This is a genomic window from Polynucleobacter sp. UB-Piko-W3 (genome assembly GCF_018881635.1).
Lineage (GTDB): Bacteria > Pseudomonadota > Gammaproteobacteria > Burkholderiales > Burkholderiaceae > Polynucleobacter.
Map to the genome: position 1 here is coordinate 26,659 of NZ_JACVPY010000005.1, position 18,973 is coordinate 45,631.

The 18,973-nt window shown below is 44.4% G+C and carries 21 protein-coding genes; 14 read left to right on the plus strand and 7 right to left on the minus strand.

Features of this window, described 5'->3' with window-relative positions; genetic code table 11:
* Window positions 1–20: 20 nt before the first annotated feature.
* Window positions 21–263: a type II toxin-antitoxin system Phd/YefM family antitoxin gene (locus ICN31_RS10455; protein ID WP_216261248.1), complete on the plus strand. Its 243-nt coding sequence runs from the start codon at window positions 21–23 to the stop codon at window positions 261–263.
* A complete protein-coding gene (locus ICN31_RS10460; RefSeq protein ID WP_216261287.1) occupies window positions 260–523 on the plus strand; it encodes a Txe/YoeB family addiction module toxin in 264 nt (87 codons plus the stop codon). The genes ICN31_RS10455 and ICN31_RS10460 overlap by 4 nt, the downstream gene beginning before the upstream one ends.
* 4 nt (window positions 524–527) lie before the next feature.
* Here ICN31_RS10460 and murB read toward each other — a convergent pair whose 3' ends face one another.
* Window positions 528–1,565 (minus strand): UDP-N-acetylmuramate dehydrogenase, encoded by a 1,038-nt coding sequence (murB, locus tag ICN31_RS10465; protein WP_216261250.1) that lies wholly within the window; start codon window positions 1,563–1,565, stop codon window positions 528–530.
* 97 nt (window positions 1,566–1,662) lie between these two features.
* Between murB and ICN31_RS10470 the strand changes: the two genes are divergently transcribed.
* The 12 genes from ICN31_RS10470 to galE all read left to right on the plus strand — a co-directional run bounded on the left by ICN31_RS10470 (window position 1,663) and on the right by galE (window position 12,674).
* Entirely contained in the window at window positions 1,663–2,148 is a 486-nt protein-coding gene (locus ICN31_RS10470; RefSeq protein WP_088525834.1) for a YajQ family cyclic di-GMP-binding protein, read from the plus strand.
* Entirely contained in the window at window positions 2,141–3,064 is a 924-nt protein-coding gene (gene xerD, locus ICN31_RS10475) for a site-specific tyrosine recombinase XerD (RefSeq protein WP_216261252.1), read from the plus strand. Before ICN31_RS10470 ends, xerD begins: the two co-directional genes overlap by 8 nt.
* Before the next feature lie 54 nt (window positions 3,065–3,118).
* A complete protein-coding gene (plsY, locus tag ICN31_RS10480; RefSeq protein ID WP_216261254.1) occupies window positions 3,119–3,763 on the plus strand; it encodes a glycerol-3-phosphate 1-O-acyltransferase PlsY in 645 nt (214 codons plus the stop codon).
* Between the two features lie 5 nt (window positions 3,764–3,768).
* Window positions 3,769–4,140 carry an MAPEG family protein gene (locus tag ICN31_RS10485; protein ID WP_216261256.1) on the plus strand — a complete coding sequence of 124 codons (372 nt, stop codon included), beginning with the start codon at window positions 3,769–3,771 and terminating at the stop codon, window positions 4,138–4,140.
* A 56-nt stretch (window positions 4,141–4,196) separates the two neighbouring features.
* Window positions 4,197–4,973 carry a GTP cyclohydrolase I gene (gene folE / locus ICN31_RS10490; protein ID WP_216261258.1) on the plus strand — a complete coding sequence of 259 codons (777 nt, stop codon included), beginning with the start codon at window positions 4,197–4,199 and terminating at the stop codon, window positions 4,971–4,973.
* A 410-nt stretch (window positions 4,974–5,383) separates the two neighbouring features.
* On the plus strand, window positions 5,384–5,668 hold the full coding sequence (locus ICN31_RS10495) for a high-potential iron-sulfur protein (RefSeq protein WP_216261260.1): 285 nt from the start codon (window positions 5,384–5,386) through the stop codon (window positions 5,666–5,668).
* 217 nt (window positions 5,669–5,885) lie between these two features.
* Window positions 5,886–6,359, plus strand: coding sequence for an HPP family protein (locus tag ICN31_RS10500; RefSeq protein WP_370624338.1), 474 nt, complete (start codon window positions 5,886–5,888; stop codon window positions 6,357–6,359).
* 196 nt (window positions 6,360–6,555) lie between these two features.
* The gene (locus ICN31_RS10505) at window positions 6,556–8,040 is read left to right on the plus strand and encodes a mannose-1-phosphate guanylyltransferase/mannose-6-phosphate isomerase (RefSeq protein WP_216261264.1); all 1,485 of its coding nucleotides are present in this window, start codon (window positions 6,556–6,558) and stop codon (window positions 8,038–8,040) included.
* 53 nt (window positions 8,041–8,093) lie between these two features.
* A complete protein-coding gene (gmd, locus tag ICN31_RS10510; protein ID WP_216261266.1) occupies window positions 8,094–9,221 on the plus strand; it encodes a GDP-mannose 4,6-dehydratase in 1,128 nt (375 codons plus the stop codon).
* Between the two features lie 40 nt (window positions 9,222–9,261).
* On the plus strand, window positions 9,262–10,248 hold the full coding sequence (locus ICN31_RS10515) for a GDP-L-fucose synthase (RefSeq protein ID WP_216261268.1): 987 nt from the start codon (window positions 9,262–9,264) through the stop codon (window positions 10,246–10,248).
* A 10-nt stretch (window positions 10,249–10,258) separates the two neighbouring features.
* Window positions 10,259–11,653, plus strand: coding sequence for a hypothetical protein (locus tag ICN31_RS10520; protein ID WP_216261271.1), 1,395 nt, complete (start codon window positions 10,259–10,261; stop codon window positions 11,651–11,653).
* Between the two features lie 19 nt (window positions 11,654–11,672).
* The gene (gene galE, locus ICN31_RS10525; protein WP_216261273.1) at window positions 11,673–12,674 is read left to right on the plus strand and encodes a UDP-glucose 4-epimerase GalE; all 1,002 of its coding nucleotides are present in this window, start codon (window positions 11,673–11,675) and stop codon (window positions 12,672–12,674) included.
* Between the two features lie 5 nt (window positions 12,675–12,679).
* On the opposite strand, the gene ICN31_RS10530 is transcribed toward galE, so the two are convergent.
* From ICN31_RS10530 to ICN31_RS10555, 6 genes are all read right to left on the minus strand, one after another.
* Entirely contained in the window at window positions 12,680–14,032 is a 1,353-nt protein-coding gene (locus ICN31_RS10530; RefSeq protein WP_216261275.1) for an undecaprenyl-phosphate glucose phosphotransferase, read from the minus strand.
* 42 nt (window positions 14,033–14,074) lie between these two features.
* Entirely contained in the window at window positions 14,075–15,244 is a 1,170-nt protein-coding gene (locus ICN31_RS10535; protein WP_216261277.1) for a glycosyltransferase family 9 protein, read from the minus strand.
* A gap of 23 nt (window positions 15,245–15,267) precedes the next feature.
* Window positions 15,268–16,341: a glycosyltransferase family 9 protein gene (locus ICN31_RS10540; protein WP_216261279.1), complete on the minus strand. Its 1,074-nt coding sequence runs from the start codon at window positions 16,339–16,341 to the stop codon at window positions 15,268–15,270.
* Window positions 16,338–17,504 carry a glycosyltransferase family 9 protein gene (locus ICN31_RS10545; RefSeq protein WP_216261281.1) on the minus strand — a complete coding sequence of 389 codons (1,167 nt, stop codon included), beginning with the start codon at window positions 17,502–17,504 and terminating at the stop codon, window positions 16,338–16,340. Before ICN31_RS10545 ends, ICN31_RS10540 begins: the two co-directional genes overlap by 4 nt.
* Window positions 17,501–18,721 (minus strand): glycosyltransferase family 4 protein, encoded by a 1,221-nt coding sequence (locus tag ICN31_RS10550; RefSeq protein WP_216261282.1) that lies wholly within the window; start codon window positions 18,719–18,721, stop codon window positions 17,501–17,503. Before ICN31_RS10550 ends, ICN31_RS10545 begins: the two co-directional genes overlap by 4 nt.
* On the minus strand, window positions 18,718–18,973 hold a 256-nt coding region (locus ICN31_RS10555; RefSeq protein ID WP_216261283.1), incomplete at its 5' end, for a hypothetical protein. The genes ICN31_RS10555 and ICN31_RS10550, both read right to left, overlap by 4 nt.

An 18,973-nucleotide genomic window follows, 5' to 3' on the forward strand; every position in this document is an offset into this window, starting at 1 on the left:
TATAACACTTGGAGGGATTTATGACTACATTAACCGCAAGTGAAGCTAGGGCAGGTCTTTACCGCTTGATTGATCAGGCCGCCGAATCGCATAAGCCAGTCATCATTTCTGGAAAACGAGCTAACGCCGTACTAATTTCCGAAGAGGACTGGAGCGCAATTCAGGAGACGCTATATCTTATGGCGATACCTGGTATGCGAGAGTCAATTAAAGACGCTATGGCAGAACCTCTTGCCAAGAGTAAAAGGGCCTTGAAATGGTGACTTGGAAATTGGTATTTTCCAAGTACGCATTAAAGGATGCAAAAAAGTTATCAGCTGCTGGGTTAAAAGAAAAAGCGCAGGCTTTGCTGGATATTCTGGAATTGGATCCACTGCAAAAACCTCCACCCTATGAAAAATTAGTTGGAGATCTTAAGGGCGCATATTCCCGTCGGATAAATATCCAACATCGTTTAGTCTATGAAGTCTTCCGTAAAGAAAAGATGGTGAGAGTATTGCGCATGTGGACTCATTACGATTGATGCGCTAAAAAATATTGGGCTCAATCTCTAAGCTCACACCAAACTCTTTGTGTACTTTGTCTTGAATACATTTTGCAAGACCTAAGATATCTTGCGCAGTGCCATTGCCATGGTTTACTAAAACAAGGGCTTGGTTTTCATATACTCCAACATTACCCATGCGCTGACCTTTAAAACCGCATTGGTCAATCAGCCAGCCCGCAGCAAGCTTACGTTTACCAGAGACATCTGGATAAGACACTAAGGCTGCATATTTTTTTAGGAGTGTTTCGTATTGCTCATTCGGAATAACGGGGTTCTGGAAGAAGCTACCGGCATTACCAATCACCTTAGGGTCAGGTAATTTGTGCGTACGTATTTTGCATACCGCTAGAAAGATCTCTTCTGGGCTTGGATTAGGGTTGCTCTCAAACTGTGTTGCTAAATCTGCGTAATGAATCTTCGCTCGCCAGGACTTAGGTATTCTAAAGACGACCTTTGTCACGATAAAGCGTTGGGGATGCTGCTTGAAGTAGCTATCGCGATAGGCAAATTGGCATGCGTCTTTACTCAGAGTGACAAAGGCTTGCTTCTCTATATCAAACGCCTCAATGTGATCTATGTAATCGGCAATCTCAACACCATATGCCCCAATGTTCTGGATGGGTGCAGCGCCAACTGTTCCGGGAATAAGCGCTAAATTCTCTAGGCCCGGTAAATTATTTTCCAAAGTCCAAGCGACAAACTCATGCCAGTTCACTCCGCCACCCACTGCAATCACAGTAGCATTCTGCTCAGAAGAAATGATTTCTTGTCCAGCGATATTCATGAGTAAGGTAGCGCCAGGTAAGGCTTTGGGCAAAATCACATTACTACCACCCCCTAATACTCGCCATGGCAGATTTTGTTCATTAATTTCCTTCATCACCATCGCAATTTGCTCTGGGGCGGTAATTTCAAAAGCGATATCGGCTACAGCATCTAGACCAAAGGTATTGCGGTCCTTAAGACCCAAATTGGGCAGCGATTTTGCTGGTGCGGGAACATTTGGGGTCGAGTTCATGCCACAATCTTATTCGAATGTCTGCCAAATCCGCAGATAATTGCCAGAATAGTAATGAAATTACCCATAGCTCATAGAAATAGATAAGGAGTTAGAAATGCCCTCATTTGACGTAGTTTGCGAACCCGATATGGTGGAGCTTAAAAATGCCATCGAGCAGGCCAATAAAGAAATCAGCAATCGTTTCGACTTTAAGGGCTCTGATAGCCGCGTAGAGCAAAAAGATGAAACCTTGATTTTGTTTGGCGATGATGACTTTAAGTTAGGTCAAGTACGTGATGTACTTTTTGGCAAGATGGCCAAGCGTAATGTAGATGTGCGTTATCTCAAAGACGATAAAAAAGAGACTATCGGTAGCGACAAGCGTAAACAAACCATGAAGATTCAAAAGGGCATTACTCAAGAGCTCGCTAAAAAAGTGGTGCGTATCATTAAAGATAGCAAGGTCAAAGTGCAAGCTAGCATCCAAGGTGATGCCGTGCGTGTTACTGGTGGTAAGCGCGACGATTTACAAGAAACCATGGCTTTGCTGAAAAAAGAAGTAACAGAAGCGCCATTGGGCTTTAACAATTTCCGTGACTAATGCATCCTTAGCAATAGCCCCAGCAAGCCAGGAAGCCATTGAACGCTTTTGTGATGCTTGCTGGCTAGAGGATGGGCTGGCACAAAATAGTCTAGCCGCATACCGCAGAGACCTGTTGCTGCTAGCGCAGTGGCTCTACAAAAATCATTCTTCTGATCTATATGCGGTGACAGAAAAAGATCTCACTGCCTACATCGCGCATCGCCGTGCTGATAAAGCCACTACTGCTAATCGACGCTTAACCGTCTTCAAACGTTTTTATCGCCATGCTCTGCGCATTAATTTAGTTAAGAGTGATCCGTGTATTGGACTGCGCGCCGCTAAGCAAGCATTGCGCTTTCCGAAAACTTTAAGCGAAGATCAGGTGACTGCATTACTCAATGCTCCCGATATTGAGGCACCTTTGGGATTGCGCGATCGCACGATGTTAGAGCTCATGTATGCCAGTGGTTTGCGTGTTTCAGAAATCGTCTCCCTGAAAACGGTAGCGCTAGGTTTAAATGAAGGCGTTGTGAGGGTGGTAAACGGTAAGGGCGGCAAAGAGCGTCTTGTGCCATTTGGTGGTGAAGCGGGGCAGTGGTTACGACGTTATTTGGCAGAGGCGAGAACGCCCTTACTAGAAGGAAAAACGTCTGATGCGGTTTTTGTAGGACGCCATACTGGCACGGGATTAACTAGACAAGCTTTTTGGGCTTTGATTAAGCGCTATGCAACTCTTGCCGATATCTCGGTAGCTCTATCGCCTCACACTCTAAGGCATGCATTTGCTACCCATTTACTCAATCATGGGGCCGATTTAAGGGTAGTGCAGCTGCTTTTAGGACATGCTGATATCTCAACTACTCAGATCTATACCCACGTGGCTAGAGAGCGCCTTAAATCGATTCACCAGCAGCACCATCCGCGTGGCTCATGAGTGCGGATTCAAGCTGGCACTCAGTGATTGACGATAAGTGATTAAGATAGCGATATGACTTTTCATCCAAATGTATTGCTCATCCCCATTGCCTATCTCATAGGCTCTATCTCGTTTGCAGTGGTAGTGAGTAAATGCATGCGTTTACCAGATCCCCATACCTATGGTTCTGGCAACCCCGGCGCCACGAATGTATTGCGCACGGGCAATAAATTAGCAGCAGCACTTACCTTTCTTGGTGATGCACTAAAGGGTTATTTTGCTGTGATGTTGGCACGCATCATCTTGGGCGATCAATCCTTAACTTCGACGCTCAGCTCTTGGGTCTTATGTGGCGTTGTGATAGCCGTATTTCTAGGGCACCTCTTCCCCATCTTTCATGGCTTTAAGGGTGGCAAAGGTGTTGCAACTGCCTGTGGCATTTTATTTGGCGTCAATGTGATTTTGGGTATAGCCACTTTAAGCACTTGGGTCATCGTGGCAGTATTTTTGCGCTACTCCTCTTTAGCGGCCTTAGCGGCAGCAGTCTTTGGGCCAATCTATTTTGTATTTTTGTTTGGCTTTCAGCCGATGGGTATTGCGCTATTGGCAGTTTGTTTACTCCTCATTTGGCGTCACCGCAGCAATATTCGCAACCTCATGAATGGCACTGAGAGTCGCATTGGTTCTCAAAAAGATTCCAAACAGAAAGCACAGTAAAAACCATGACTATTGCTTATGCCTGCGTACTCTTGATGGGTTTATTTCCTTATGTGGCTGCTGGTATTGCCAAAAAAGGCTTTGAGAATTTTGACAACAGCATGCCAAGACAATGGCTTGCTCAGCAAACAGGCTTTAGAGCTAGAGCGAATGCAGCTCAAGCCAATCTTTTTGAATCGCTCCCCCTCTTTTTTGCAGCAGTGATTATCGCCAGCATAAACAATGCACCGCAAGCTAGAGTCGACCTGCTTGCTATCGGCTTTGTATTAGCACGCATCGCTTTTTTGATTTGCTATCTTGCCAATTGGCCAACGACCAGAACGATTGTTTGGGTCCTGGGATCGATTTGTGTAGTGAGCATTTTTTTTCAGATTTAACTAATTAATCACAATCAGCAAAATACGATTCAACAATACGAGACTACTAAGACACCATGCCAGCTAAAAAATTACCTATCAAAAAAGTAGCAACCAAGGTAGCAACTAAAGTAGCCACTCAGGCTGCTACCAAGGTTGCAAATAAAAAAGAGGATGTTGGTACGCCTTTGTCAGTTGTTATTCGCCGCCGCATTGAAGCCCAAAAAGCGCGCTTTCATGCCAATGACAATATTTCGGCATTTATTAAACCAGGCGAGCTTGAGGGCTTAGTTGATGAGGTTGCCCAAAAGATGCAGGCAGTGCTTGAGAGTTTGGTCATTGATACGCAGAGTGATCACAACACCAAAAATACTAGTCAGCGCGTAGCCAAGATGTTTGTAAAAGAAGTCTTCAATGGCCGCTATGTAGAGCAGCCTACACTTACCAAGTTTCCCAATGTCAGTCGCCTCAATGAGCTCATGATTATTGGCCCCATTACTGTGAGAAGTGCTTGTTCCCATCACCTTTGTCCTATCATGGGACGCGTTTGGATTGGGGTATTGCCTAGCAAAGCATCGGCCTTGATCGGCCTATCAAAGTATTCACGCTTAACTGAATGGGTAATGTGTAGACCACAAATTCAGGAAGAGGCAGTAGTAGAGTTAGCCGATATGCTAGAGAAAAAAATTAAGCCAACAGGTGTAGCCATTGTGATGGAAGCAGATCACTTTTGTATGCAATGGCGTGGTGTAAAAGATCGCGACTCAAAAATGATTAATAGTGTGATGCGTGGCGCATTCTTAAAAGATCCTAATTTGCGTCGCGAGTTTTTATCGCTACTAGAAAAACGTTGATTGCGTGTTGGGCATGTAAGCATTTAATTGGTTTGGCAAAGCAGGTGTCTATGTTTGCACATCCCTTTTAATCAGTTTGATGTTGGGGGCATGTGTTTCAGCACCTCCTGAAAATCAAGATCTCACCAAAAATAACCAAGCTACTTATCGCAAAGATTTGCGTGATTGTCGGGAAGTTTATCCAGAGACGGGGTCTGGGACGCACCTGCGGCAATGGGCAAGCTGCATGAATCTAAAAGGTTGGCGCTAAGTGCAGATCTGCCTGAGAATAATTCTCAACTATATTTCTATATAAATCATTGGCTTACGGGGTCCCTAGCAGCATTAATTCATCTCCACTATGATCACCTAAGTTTCTTAGAGGTGTGGATCGCTTGCACATCATTCGCTTTTTATTTTTTGGAGAATCCATGAAAAATAGTCGTCGTCAATTTATGATTTTGTCCGCTGCTGGTGCTTGCACCTTGGCATTGAACGGTAAGGTTCAAGCTCAAGCAATGGTTGCTGAAACTGATCCACAAGCCAAAGCTTTACAGTATGTTGCCGTCTCTAAAGTCGCTGGCAAGTATTGCAATAATTGCGCTCTCTACCAAGGCAAAGCAGATTCTGCTGCGGGCGGTTGCTCATTGTTTGCTGGTAAGCAAGTGGCTGCTAAAGGCCATTGCAGTGCTTGGGCCAAGATGGCTGGTAAGTAAAAGACTAGCAGGATATTTAGCATCACATGGACTGCTAGTTTCGAGCCCATTTGATTGCCTAGCCAAAAAAGCCACTCATGCATTGAGTGGCTTTTTCATTGGGTATACCCAAACTCTATAGCCGCAGTAAAGAAGGTAAAGTAATTCACTCATGAGGCACACCTTTAGATTCTGGATTAAGCGCTGCTCCTTTTATTTGGGAGGGGATCAACCCCCGGTGAGCTGGACTGAGCGTTTCAGAGCATGTGGCGGCGCCTTGATTGGCTTATTACTAGTCTTGAGTTTTGCCAAGTTTTTAGGTGAACTCAGTGGAATTGATGAGTGGCTCATAGCATCCTTAGGAGCCAGTGCTTTGTTAGTATTTGCCTTGCCGAGCAGCCCTATGGCTCAGCCTTGGGCTGTGATTGCGGGTAATACACTTTCGGCCTTGGTTGGGATTAGTGTCACGATTGTTATTCAGAATCCTATGCTGGCTATGCCGATTGCAGCCAGCTTAGCAATTTTGGGAATGTTCACTTTGCGCTGTTTACACCCACCAGCAGCAGCGGTTGCTCTGATCGCAGTCCTGGGAAATGTAATACATTACCGCTATGCATTTTTTCCGGTAATGATCGATTCAATCTTGCTTGTGATTGCGGGGGCGATTTACAGCAATGTCACCGGTAGGTCTTACCCAAATAGACTGCAGTAGAAATTTTGGTATTTGGACAGATATAGCACCCCCCTGGATAAGGCTATTTTTGGGAAAATATAGCCTTATATTGCACTTTTGCTAATGTGAAGCCACTTTATAAGAAGTTAGCCACTGATAAAGCGATAAAATCTAGGGTTAATTGCTTTAAAACCGTAAAATTACACAATACATTCAAAAGGTTAGCTATTTGCTTATGACGCAAGTTTTGCCCGTAATTCTCTGTGGGGGGTCTGGAACTCGTCTCTGGCCGCTTTCTCGCTCCGGATTTCCAAAACAGTTTTTGGTGCTCTCAGGTGACGGCTCAAATCAAAGCCTATTTCAGCAAGCCATTAGTCGAATTCATTCGGTAGCAAACCAACATGTTTCATTGGGCAAGACCATCATCGTTACCAACGAAGAACATCGCTTTTTAGCGCTTGATCAACTTCGTGAATTAAAGAGCGACTCCAAAAAGATGGAAGCCACTTTATTGCTCGAGCCTTCTGGTAGAAATACAGCCCCCGCAATTACTCTCGCAGCGCTCTATGCGCAGGATCTTGCAGCTGGTACTCATGAAGATCCAATCTTGGTAGTGACCCCTGCAGATCAAACAGTTGGCAACCCTGCGGCATTTACTAAGGCTCTGCAAGACGCTATTCAAATTGCACAAGAGGGCGCGATTGCCATCTTAGGTATTACACCAAATGCACCTGAAACAGGTTACGGTTACATCAAAGTACAGGGTGGCTTAAAAGATGGTGGTTTAGTAGTCGAGCGCTTTGTTGAAAAACCGAATGAAGCGACTGCCAAACAATACTTGTCTGAGGGTGGCTACTTTTGGAATGGTGGCATGTTTGTCCTAAAGGCCAGCGTATGGTTGGCTGCCTTAAAGGAATATCGCTCTGATATTTTGGCTGCAACTGAAAAAGCTTGGCATGCAAAATCCTTGGACGCTTCTGGTGATGTTGATTTCTTCCGCCCTGCTAAGGAATTATTTAATGCTATACCAAGCGAGTCGATTGACTATGCGGTTATTGAAAAGTGCCCTGGCTCAAAATATCCCATCAAGATGGTGGAGCTGAATGCCGGCTGGAATGATCTCGGTGCTTGGGATGCAGTATGGCAAGTGGGCAAGCAAGATCAAGCTGGAAATGTGACTAGTGGCGATACCTTGCTGACAAACTCCAAAAACTCATTAGTGCACGCTAGCAGTCGCTTGGTTAGTGCAGTGGGTGTTGAGAATCTCATCATTGTAGAAACTGCTGATGCGGTTTTAGTAGCGGATCGTAAAAATAGCCAAGATGTGAAAAATATCGTAGGTCAATTAGAGGCGCAAAAGCGTGAAGAGAAAAACCTGCACCGCAAAGTATCCCGCCCTTGGGGTTGGTATGACAGCGTAGATGAGGGTGAGCGCTTTAAGGTCAAGCGCATCCAGGTAAAACCAGGAGCCAGCTTATCCCTTCAAATGCACCACCATCGTGCTGAGCACTGGATAGTGGTGAAGGGCACCGCTGAAATTACCAATGGTGACCAAGTGCTGCTGCTTACTGAAAACCAAAGTACTTATATTCCACAGGGTCAAACGCATCGCTTGGCTAATCCTGGTAAGACCCCTCTAGAAATTATTGAAGTGCAGTCAGGTAGCTATTTGGGTGAAGACGATATTGTGCGTTTTGAAGATACCTACGGTAGAAGTTAAGTGCAGATTGTGAAGTACACATTAATAAACAGATCGTTTTAAAGAGAGATCCTATGAGTAAGCAAAAAGTTGCATTAGTTACTGGTATTACTGGTCAAGATGGTTCTTATTTGGCTGAGTTCTTATTAGAAAAAGGCTATATCGTGCATGGCATCAAGCGCCGCGCATCTTCCTTTAATACTGAGCGCATTGATCATATCTACCAAGACCCGCATATCAATCACCCAGACTTAATTCTTCACTATGGTGATTTAACTGACACGAGTAATCTCGTTCGTATTATCAAGCAGTGCCAGCCAGATGAGATCTATAACCTGGGCGCGCAAAGCCACGTGGCAGTTTCTTTTGAGTCTCCTGAATACACAGCTGACGTCGATGCAATGGGCCCACTACGCATGCTAGAAGCCATTCGGATTTTAGGTTTGGAGAAGAAAACCCGCTTCTACCAGGCATCTACCTCTGAGCTCTATGGCTTAGTCCAAGAGATTCCACAAAAAGAGACGACTCCGTTTTATCCAAGAAGCCCTTATGCAGTAGCTAAGATGTACGCTTACTGGATTACTGTGAACTACCGTGAAGCTTATGGCATTTATGCCTGTAACGGTATTTTGTTTAATCATGAGTCTAAGCGTCGCGGTGAAACCTTTGTGACTCGTAAAGTGACTCGTGGCTTAGCGAATATCGCTCAGGGTCTTGAGAAGTGTCTCTACATGGGTAATATTGATGCCTTACGTGACTGGGGTCATGCCAAAGACTACGTGCGTATGCAGTGGCTCATGCTGCAGCAAGAGCAGCCAGAAGACTTTGTGATTGCCACCGGTGTGCAGTTCACCGTACGTGAATTTATCATCCGCAGTGCTAAGCAACTGGGTATTACGCTCAAGTTTGAAGGCAAGGCAGAAAATGAAAAAGCGATCGTAGCTGCCATTGAGGGCGATAAAGCGCCTGCACTTAAAGTGGGTGATGTAGTGGTACAAATCGATCCACGCTACTACCGTCCTACGGAAGTAGAAACCCTCTTAGGCGATCCGACTAAGGCTAAAGAAAAGCTTGGTTGGGTTCCAGAAATTACCCTAGATGAAATGATTGTGGAGATGGTAGCAAATGATTTAGATCAAGCTAAGCAGCATGCTTTATTACAAAAGCATGGTTTCTCAGTTGCGGTTGGTAAAGAGAATTAAAAGTCTATTAAATTCAATAAAAGATAAAGAAGCCGTTTAGATGCCATCAGATTTGAACCAAAAGATCTATGTAGCAGGCCACCGCGGCATGGTGGGTTCTGCCATTGTGCGCAATCTGAAAGCTAAGGGTTACAAGAATATTGTGACTCGTACGCATGCGCAAATGGATTTAACCAATCAATCTGCAGTCAAAACATTTTTTGAACAAGAAAAGCCAGATCAGGTGTATTTGGCTGCTGCTAAGGTGGGCGGCATACATGCAAACAATACGCTTCCTGCAGAATTTATTTATGACAACTTGATGGTACAAAACAATGTGATCCATCAAGCTTTTGTGAATGGCGTCAAAAAACTGCTGTTTCTAGGTTCAAGCTGTATCTATCCAAGGCTAGCTCCTCAGCCTATGAGTGAGGATGCTCTGCTGACAGGTAAATTAGAGCCTACCAATGAGCCTTATGCGATTGCTAAGATTGCAGGCATCAAGATGTGTGAGAGCTATAACCGTCAATACGGCCAATCACACGGTGTGGACTATCGCTCTGTCATGCCTACTAATTTATATGGCCCAGGTGATAACTACCATCCAGAAAATAGCCACGTCATTCCGGCGCTGATTAGAAGATTTCATGAGGCTAAGCTAAGCAATGCTCCAGAAGTGGTCATTTGGGGTACAGGTACGCCTAAGCGCGAGTTTTTATACGTCGATGACATGGCTGCAGCCTCGGTGTTTGTGATGGAGTTGGATAAAAAAATCTACGATGAACAAACTGAGCCAATGCAAAGTCACATCAATGTCGGATTTGGTTCAGATGTCACTATTGCAGAATTAGCAGCTGCTGTCGCAAAGGCGACCGCTTATGAAGGTAAGGTTAGTTTTGATACTTCAAAGCTAGACGGCGCACCACGCAAGTGGATGAGTTCAACCCTTTTAAATCAATTGGGCTGGAAACCCCAAGTTCAGCTTGAGCAGGGCCTTGTAAATGCTTACGCCCAAATGTTGACCCAAGCAGAATTTTCAGCAAGCTAAATCAATCTCGATGAGACTGGCTTCTAGCGGCACCTCAAGCAAGCAAGATTACCTTGGTAATGGATTAATTTTCTTAAACGTCATCTTGCTAGCTATCTGGGCTATCAAAGATACGATTGCGCTACGCAATATTGTATTGGTCTTGGGGGCTATCATCTCAATCATCTACATTATTCACGATTGGCGCTTTGGCAAGCTAAAAAAGCAGTTGCACTCAATAAATGTTTTACCCATCATTTGCGTTATAACGATTTTTGCTTGGGTACTTATCCATTTTTTTTGCTTTTCACAAGATCCAGCCAATCAATTTCAGGAGTTAAAGAGCACTTGGTTGCGAGCGCTTCTCGGTTCAATCTTGGCTTGGGGTACAGGCTTGGCGATTTTGCGCAAGCCGCTGCTAATAAACTACCTCTGGCTCGGAATTCTGGCTGGAATTTTGGCAGTCTATGCACAGTACATTCCAAAAGCTTTAGCGGCTAAAGCGTTTTTTGTTCCTGATTACCATGGTTATCTTTTCGACGGCAAGATTAATGGCGTCTTAGTGGGTACTGTACTCATTGCTGGCTTAACAGGAACAGTATTGGATCTATTTAGGCGCCAGCAACTGAGCAAACATCTATGGGCGCTACTCTTTTGGTTTGTAGGCATTGTGCTCGTAATGTATTCGTACGTGTTTATTTACGATACGCGCAATGGTTTTGGTTTAGCTGCCATTCTATTTGCCGCTCTGATTATGGGTACATTGGTATGGGTTGTAAAACGCATCCTGACTCAAGGCGCTACAAAAGAGCTCAAGATTGTCATACTCTTTATTCTAGCGGCTGCAATTGTGGCATCACTGTTTGCCTATCAACAAATGCAGCGCAATCGCGGCTGGGTAACATTGATAGAAGATGCCAAAATTGCAGTACAGATAGATAAGTATCCTCACTGGCAGAAGTCAAATGATGGCGGTGCGTATCCTAAAACTGATGCTGGCCGCGAGGTAGTGGGTAATAACTATGAACGCGTGGCTTGGGCGGTGGTAGGGGTCAGGCTAATTGGACAGCATCCCATGGGCATCGGTATCTTATATAAGCCTTTTAATAGGCTTTTACAGATTGATTATCCAGGCGCCACGCCTTATGCAACCCACAGCGGGTGGATTGATTTGGGATTATCGTTTGGTATTCCAGCGCTATTACTCATGTGGATGGTTTTGGCTAGCGTGTTTTATTTTGGCCTGCAGTCAAATGGCCCATTTAAACTGACTGTGCCAATGATGGCGGGAATGATTTTCTTACTGTATCTGGTCGGTGAGCTCAACGGCAAGCATGCAGTAGAAATCTTGTTTTACTGGTTTGCGATGCTCACGGCTTTACAGCTCCCCCAGAAGCAGGAGTTACCTGAGGCAATCCATGACTAATTTGAAGGCATAAGTCATTATGAATATTCTCCTAACGGGTGGGCTAGGTTTTATTGGTAGTCATACTGCAGCAGTGCTAGCGGGCGAGGGCCACGAGGTCGTGATCATCGATAACTTATGCAATAGTCAAAGACAGACTTTGGGTAGCCTAGAAATGATTGCCGGTAAAAAATTCCCTTTTTATGAGGGTGATGTTCGAGATCTGACTTTAGTCAAAAGTATTTTGCAAGATCACCAGATTGAGTGCGTCATTCATTTTGCTGGTCTCAAATCTGTTGCTGAATCTGGCGTAGATCCACTCAAGTATTTTGACAATAATGTCGGTGGATCTATTACGCTCATGGAGGCGATGCAAGCTGCCAATGTAAAAAAGCTCATCTTTAGCTCTAGCGCTACCGTTTATGGCATACCGCAATATCTGCCTTACGATGAAGAGCACCCTTTATCACCCATGAATGTCTATGGTAGAACCAAGCTTCAAGTAGAAGAGATCTTGCAAGATCTTTCTAGATCCGATCCTGACTGGTCGATTGTTTGTTTACGTTATTTCAATCCCATTGGTGCGCACGAATCAGGTCTGATTGGTGAGCTGCCTCAAGGCATCCCCAACAACCTCATGCCCTATATCTGCCAGGTAGTTTCTGGAAAATTACCGCATCTCAACGTCTTTGGCGATGATTACGATACTAAAGATGGTACGGGTGAGCGTGACTACATTCACGTTATGGATTTGGCTGAAGGGCACGCTGCAGCGCTGGCTTTCACGAGGGATCACAAGGGCTGGGAAGCCATTAACCTAGGTACGGGTATTCCGTATAGTGTGTATGACCTGATTAATGCTTTTGAGAAGTCTGCCAAGCAGGCAATACCCAAGATGGTGAAAGAGCGCAGAAGTGGTGATTTGCCGATTTACTTTGCTAAAGTAGAAAAAGCTAAGAATCTACTGAATTGGGAGGCTAAGCGAGACTTGCAATTAATGTGCGATAGCTCTTGGAAGTATCAGCAGGGTGCTAAGCGCTGATTTGCTTAGTAAGCATTTTTACTAACAAATCCTTTGAAAACTGTTAGTAAGATAATTTTAAGATCGAGTCCAATAGACCAGTTTTCAATATAGTAAAGATCGTATTCGATCCGCGTGGCAAGATCGGTATCGCCTCGCCAGCCATTTACTTGGGCCCACCCTGTAATTCCGGCCTTCACTAAATGCTTTTTCATATAGTCCGGAATTTCTTCCTTAAATTGCTCTACGAACATGGGGCGCTCAGGGCGCGGCCCAACAATAGACATGTCGCCTGAGAGAACATTCAAAAATTGTGGCAACTCATCTAGGCTCGTTTTACGAATCAATTGGCCAAAACGGCTGGTTGCCTTTGCAGCAGAGCCGCCCCATTGCACCCCAAATTTTTCAGTATCTACTGGCATAGAGCGAAATTTGAGCATATTAAATGTTGCTCCATTTAACCCAATCCGTTCTTGCCTATAAAACACTGGGCCTGGAGAGCTTAACTTGACTCCAATAGCCAATATCAACATGATTGGACTGATGAGCAGAAGAATAAGACTTGAGAGTATTTTGTCTTCACACCACTTTAAGAATTGATTGACTCCAGTCATTGGCGAGGTTGATAGGTCATACATTGGTATGCCCAAGATATCGCTGACGCCGTGATTAACAAGTCTGAGGGTAAAAAGGTCAGGAGCAAAACGGATAGACGCTGTACTGTGGCGCAGTGCATGCAGGGTATCTCTAATGGCAGTCTCATTACCCAGGGGTAGGGCAAGCCAAATTTCATCAACTGAATCTTTAGCCAATTGTTCTAGCTCTGCTTTATCGGTATTAGCGATGACTTTTGAAAGACTGTATCCAGACCAGCCTGCAGAAGAAATTCGAGACTCTAGATTTTTAGCAGCCGATCCAGAGCCGATGATGGCGACATGGCGCAGATTAAATCCGCGACGGCGTAGGACTCTCAAGAATACATAGAGCGCAAGCCTCTCAATCCACAGCAAAATAACACCGAGCGATACCCAAACACCAAACCAAACCCGCGAAAATTCACTAGATGTTTTAAAGATAAACAACCAGAGCAAGATGATGCCAACCACCAATAGCCATCTTCCGGTAATGCGCGCAAGCATTGCAGGCATTAATGCCCCGCGCCAAGAGCGATATACCCCACCTGAAAGAGTTGAGAATAGAAGTGCTCCTACGGCGATTAAGCTGTAGTAGCCGGATAAATTTGAAGGAAATTCGATTGGTAAATTGAGTACTTGGCGAATATTTAGCGCAAGAAGGCCTGACACCAAAATAACAAGACCGTCTCCAAGACGAAGCATGTAAGAGGCTGCTGGAGAAGAGAGTCGTATATTTCTAGCCACAGCGTATATTAAATCAGTTATTTACGACTGGGTAGCATCTAATTACTGGGGATGATTTAAACGATTAATAGCATCGATTACCTGGGAAACGGCCAGCTTATCGAGAGAGTAGGCGGTTTGATCATCTTTTGGGTATTCAAAGCCATAGTGCAGGTACGCAGATAGACCTGAGCTAGGTAGTAGCGAGATCGATTTGGAGCCTAATGGGCCCCAGCGATTTGGGTTTGTAGGGCCATGTAAGCCGATTACAGGAACTCCTTGGCTCGCAGTTAAATGCAAAATTCCAGTATTTACACAAACAGCAAACTCGATATCGCGAGCAATCAACTTTTGAAGACCCAATAGATCATATTTACCAGCGATATTGACCAACGGTAGGTTTGATTGAGCAATAAACTGCTCGTTTCGCAATGCATCCGCAGGGCTTCCACTGAGATAGATACTGTAGCCCTGAGAAGAGAGGTGTTGCGCTAACTCTAGCCAATTGGCGATTGGCCATTCTTTTAAATAAGAGCGTGTGCCTGATGGCCAAAGATGAAACAGAATTTTTTTAGTACTGTTTAATGGTTTTTGTTCATAAAGCGTTGGTGCCAGTATTTGGATATCGGCATTTGATGAGATCAAAGGTTTTGGGGCTAAAAGATTGATAAAGTTCCCAATTTCGTGCAGCTTATTCGAATGCTCAACTACATACGTGTAGGCGCTGTTGCGTAAATAGCTTGCTGTATGAAAACCGATGGTTTGGATGTCGCTTCCAAGAAGTCGGGCAATGCCACTTTGGATCGGCCCAATATTTGCCCATTGTGTACTATCAAAGATCAATTTAATTTGATGTTTTTTGCAAACATTCAAAAGTGATATTGGCGAGCAGATATCAATGATTTCAATTCCAGCATAAAAATCTTGATATAGATCAGCGCAAGCTTTGTTTGAGCTTGTACAGGCTAAGTAAACCTTTTTACCCTGAAGTTGGATTTTAGCTGCTTGCGTGAGCAAAATCAGATCGCCAATTGCCCCAAAGCATACGAGGAGACAATTTTCTGTATTGGAGGATCTCTGCGAAGATTTGGATTGGCTAGATGAAAAAAGACTGTTAGTAATACTGCAAATAGCTTTATGGATAGTAAATGACAGTGATAAAAACAGTAAAAGAATACTGCCGATATATCGATCGATATTCTTGAGAAGACTGCTTCCTCGTTCTTTGCTCATTAATCGCCTATCGCTATTGCTCTTCAATGACTTTTATTGGGTGTCAATAAGAGCATATTCAATTTTTCTAGCACTTGATTGACCGAAGAATTTTGCATGCATATATTGTTATTGCATGCCGCATAATTTTTTCCGTCATAACATGGACTGCAAGAGATTTCCTTGCCTGGCTCTAATATAGCGGTCTTAATACGGGTGCTAGAAATGACTGCGCTAGCTGGGGTCGGCCCAAAAATCGTTATTAGCGGTGTATTAGTGATGCTAGCTAGATGCAATGGGCCGCTGTCATGACAAATTGTTGCTTGAGCTTTATCAAGCAAATGAACCATATCCAGAAGATTGGTTTTGCCAATCAAATTGCTCACGGGGAGATCCTCAAAATATTGATTAACCCATTGATCATCTGGGCCACCCAAAAGAAGTATATTTTTTCCGGATGAGATTAAAGCTCTTGCTAGCTCTACATAAGAGGCAATAGGCCAGCGCCTAAGAGGATCATCCCGTAAAGTATTCTTGGCTCCGCCCGGCACGATTGCAATATATTCCAATGGCAGGTTTGAGCTAAGCTGGCTAGAGTAAGCGCCACGGTAGCTTGAAAGAGCAACAAGACCCAGGTTTGCTATGGCTTTATCTACAGAAACATCGTCATTATTCTGAGAATTGAGAGGACTCGAAGAAGTGAGCTTAAGTAGACGAAGGTATTCTGAAGTGCGATTTTGGGTAGTGATAAAGCCGCGACCATTCTCTAAGTCTTGAGGGGTAATGCGTTTTTTGGTCCCAACAAATACGCTCAGTACGTTATAGCGCCAGTCGGGATGGGCAGTTACCAGTACATCATATTGAAGGCGAAATCCAAGCTTGAACTGAGCTTTGATTAAGCCAATACAGCGAGAGAAGATATTTCCTGTCAGAAAGGATTTGGAGTTAATGCCAATCACCTTATCGGCAACCCCGAAAGACTGAATTAACCCCACATAAGCTGAGTCGATGACCCAATCAATCGTGATATCGGGATGCCTATCTTTAAAAATACGTAAGGCAGCCGCCGCTTGAATGACGTCACCAATCGCTCCAAGTCGGACAAAAAGCATATTCATTGAGTCAGCATTCGATGGGTGGCTGTTAGAACATCTTTTGGCTCTATCTTAAGCAAACAAGGTCGTTCCATGCAAGGTCTAGTATGGCATGGTGAGCATGGCATGGCATGCGTCAGAACAAATGCTTTATTTCCGGAGGGCGTCCAGCGAGCCACTTCCCCAATCCCAGAATAGATGCCGATAAAAGGCTTTTCTAGCGCTGCTGCGATGTGACCAGCAGCAGAATCTACACCAATGATGACATCAGCCCTCTGAATGGCAAAACACCAGTCATTGAGATTGATCTGATTTGATAGATCAATACCATTTACTTCCGCTGCAATTCTTTTGCAAAGAGTGGACTCTCCATCTCCATGACCAGTCAGTACTAGGGTATGACCCTCCTCACTCAGCGTTTTTCCTAACGTAATCCAGCGCTCAATTGGCCATTCCTTATGTGGGTTTCCGGTGCCTGGGTGCAGCAAGATAAATTTCTGGGGCAGTTCATCTTGTATTACTTTGCTTAATTGAGCTTGGTTTATCTCAACCCAGCTACTTGAAGGGCCGTTCATATTAACTGCATTCAAAAGCTGTAGCTGATTTACTTGTTCAGATTGATTGGGCTTTGGAAGACAGATGTTTAGGAGTGGACCACCCCCAGAGCTGACATAACCTATGGTGAGTTTGCAATTGCTAGACCACAATAAGCTCGCGAAATTGGGAAAAAAGCTATTTAACAAGATGGCAACGTCATATTGCTCTTTACGAATGGCGTGATACGCAGCCCACCATTGTTGCCAGTAGAGAATCATCTTAGAGAGTTTTGAGGTTGCTGAGCGATTGAGGCGCCAGTGGTTCGCGGGGTAAAAATGATCGACGCCAGGATGCTTTTTGAGTAAGTCAGCGCCCCATGAGCCTGCTACAAATCCAATTTCTACTTGCGGGTTTACCTCTTTGATGCGCCTAATCACTGCTGTTGAAATGACTAGGTCGCCTAAATGCGCACCATTTACCAAGAGAATTTTCTTAGGAGCAGTTATATTTTCTAGATTTCGAGACAGTAGCGGTATTTTTAGACGGCAGAGTTTTTCAAGAGCCCACCAAAAACAATCGGCCAGACCAAGATATATCAGCGCAGCAGGGCGCCTTACTTCATAGCGATTTTTAAGGTATTGAAAAATCATGCCTTGACCAGCTCATCATAAAAGCCAATAAATCCTTGGGCAAATGTATTTGCATCACCCTGTTTGGCGCGATCATATAAGACTAATTTTTGGGTATCAGTTTTCGATTGTGCAGCCCGCACTGCAGAGCAGATGCCTTGAATGTCACCCTCTTCAAATGTGCAGTCATGCTCTTCTATCACATAGGGTATGGCACCAGAGCGGCTACCTATTACAGGAACTGTTGCTGCCATAGCCTCAACTAATACACGGCCATACTGTTCTTTCCAGAATGTTTCGGTATGCGAGGGGAGTGCTAATACATCCATAGCGGCTATGTGTGTTGCTAATTCATAGGCGGGCATAGGTGGCAAAATGATTAATTGCTCAGAAACTTTGCAATCTCTTGCCAATGCCTCATAAGCCGCTTGCTCTGGCCCAGCGCCAATACAAACGAGTAAATATTGACTACCCAAAACCTTTAGAGATTGAATAAGGTCGGCAACTCCCTTTTCAGGTACAAATCTTCCAACAAAGCCGATTACGGCTTGATTGCTTGAGGCCCCCCATACTGCTGGACGCGTCTTAAATTCTTTCTTTGCCCTTGAAAATAATTCAACATCAACTCCCCACCACTGCTCTTTGATTGGTAATAGTGGCCAGTGTGATTGATGAATGACTTTTGCACATTCTTTATAAGAGACAAGTGCCCCAGAAACTACTTTCTTGCGAATGGGGTGGAGTAGCCTATCCACCAGTAGGTATCGCAATGTTTTGCGCACAAAGATACGTAAACCACTCAACCCCTTTTTCTTTAGCCAGCCCCATGGTGGTATCTGATGAATATTTTCAAAACCATAACAAACTACGGGCGCCTTTAACTTTGCGAGCTTAACCGCAATGCCTGCAAATAGGGTGTTGAGGTAAAGGGCTTCATCGAGCACAATGACGTAGTCAGGTTTTTCGGATTTGATAGCCTGTAATAAAGCCATAAAAGAGGCCCATTTTGGTCTGAGCCACATGCTTTTAAGTGAGAGCATTTGATAGGGAAGCGAATCAAAATCTTTGTTGGTAGCTAAGGCGGGAGAGTTTGATTGAGCAGAAAAAATGACATCTTCCCCCCTTGCTTCCGGATAGCAAACTGTCAGCTGCGATACCCTAGGTTGATCGGAGAATGCTTTGAGTAAGTAGCGGGAATGGGGTAATGCAGCATCGTGAAAATAAAGAAGAATTTTCATTTAAGAATCATGCAGTTTTTAGCGCGAACATAGGAGCGTTTGCTTGCAAACCGAACCCAGGATCCTGGCATGTTAGGGATGCCATAGCCATTAAAATCAATACCTGCCTGAGTAAATGGGATGTCTGGATTCTCCTGGAGGCACTGGTATATGGAGCGCATGAGCATATAGGTGGTTAGCTCCAGAATGGCATCCCTTGCACGTACAAAGACCTTTCCTTTGTAATGACCTGCATTTTTTGCAATGTTATTG